Source organism: Frankia sp. AiPs1 (assembly GCF_023716945.1).
Classification (GTDB): domain Bacteria; phylum Actinomycetota; class Actinomycetes; order Frankiales; family Frankiaceae; genus Frankia.
In genome coordinates this window covers 1-1,921 of record NZ_JAMQQF010000818.1, presented here as the reverse complement: position 1 = coordinate 1,921, position 1,921 = coordinate 1, and the positions used below count along the sequence as shown (strand labels likewise).

Sequence of the window (1,921 nt, the reverse complement as noted above, 5' to 3'; positions counted from 1 at the left end):
CGGTGAGCGCCACACCGCCGGCCGGTTGCGGTTCCGGGAGCAGATCGGTGAGCTGCTGGGCGCGGCGTCGGTCCGCCTCGACCCGGCGGCACTGCCCCGGTTGGAGTCGGCCCGACCGGCGAGCCCGCTGGCCGCGTGGGCCGCCGGCGACCCCCTGGTCGGCGAGCTCATGGCACTGCTCGACGACACCGCCGAGACGGCCGCGTCCGTGCTGGCCAGCGCCTTCGCCGCCGCATCGCCGCCGGTCACCCCACCACAGACCTCCCCGTCGGGAGCCCCGACACGAGAGGTCCCAGCACCACCCGCCCCGGCACCACATACGGCAACACCACACGCGCCAGCACCACACGCGCCAGCACCACACGCGCCAGCACCACACGCGCCAGGACCACACGCGCCAGCGCCGAACGCCGCAGCGCCGAACGCCCCGGTTCGGGAGGCTGCTGATCGGGAGGCTGCGGCGTCGCAGGCGGCCGAACCCGTTCTCACCACGCCGACGCGGACCGGCGCCGGGTGGGAGGCGATCCTGCACGTCTCCCTGCGGACCATGCCCCACCTGCTCGACCACGCCCTCAACGCGCAGCGCCCCGGCTGGCCCGACGACGCCGACCGGCGGCCCGTGGTGGCGGCGACGACGACCGTGCAGCTGATGATGGACGCCGCCGAGCGGGCGTCGGGGCGGATCGCCGTCGGCCTGGCCGACGCCCGCTTCGACGCCTGGCTGCCCGCGGCACCCGCCCGGGAGGTGACGGTGAGGATCGCGCCGGTGGGGCCCGACCGGCTGCTGGTCACGTTCGTCGGCTTCGCCAGCGCGGAGATCGTCGTCGCCGATCGCTATCCGGCGTCCCGGCCGGCGCGCTGGCCGGTCGACCCGGCCGTCGAGCAGCCGCCGATCATCAGCGCGCGGGACTTCTACCGCGAACGGTGGATGTTCCACGGCCCGGCGTTCCAGGGTGTGACGGCCCTGCTCGGTCACAGCGTCCACGGCGTACGCGCGGTACTCACCGGCACCCGCGCACCCGGGTCGCTGCTCGACGCCGCCGGCCAGCTCCTCGGCTACTGGATCCGCACCCAGGCCCGCGACGGGCTGGTGCTGTTCCCGGTGCGCATCGGCGGGGTGCGGCTGTACGGGCCGGAGCCGGCGCCGGGCGTCCCGGTGACCTGCCAGGCCTGGGTGACCTGGGTGGACGACCAGTGGGTCCACGCCCACCTGCAGCTCGTCGACGGCGCCGAGGTATGGGCCGAGGTCGAGGGCTGGGTGGACCGCCGATTCGGCCTCGATCCCGCGCTCGACGAGGCATTTCGCCATCCGGACCGACACCCGTTCGCGCTGGCTCAGCCCGGCGGCTGGGTGTGTGTCACCGAGCAGTGGTCCGATCTGGCCACGCGGGAACTGGTCCTCGGCAGCGTCACCGGCGCCGCCGAGCGGGCGGACCACGACGCGACCCCGCCGCCGGCACGGCGTGCCTGGCTGCTCCGCCGAATCGCGGCGAAGGACGCCGTGCGCATCCGGCTGTGGGCGGCCGACCACGGCCCGCTGTTCCCTGCCGAACTGCACGTCACCGATGCGATGCCCGGCGCCGCCAAGGCCGGCGCCGCTGGCACGGTGGCCGACACGACGGTGATCGGTGCCCATGGCGGCACGCTGGCGCCCTTCGCGTTGTCGGTCGCTCACGGCCCGGGGCTGGCTGTGGCCATCGCCCGCCCCGCGACCCTGGCGGACGGCGGCGTCGGCATCGCGCTCGCCCGGATCGACCCGGCCGAACCCGCCAGTCCGGGTGCGTCCCACCCCTGCGGGCCGGACAACGCCGACACCGCAGAGGGGCGACTGCTGCGCCGGCTACGCGGAGACGCCCAGGCCGGTCACAGCCAGGCCGGAGCCGACGAGGCTGGCGGCGACGAGGCTGGCGGCGACCGGGCG

The 1,921-nt window shown here is 75.8% G+C and carries 1 pseudogene; it reads left to right on the top strand.

The features are described 5' to 3' along the window. Positions 1 to 1,921 (top strand): annotated as a pseudogene (locus ND748_RS30980) (polyketide synthase dehydratase domain-containing protein); the annotation flags it as partial.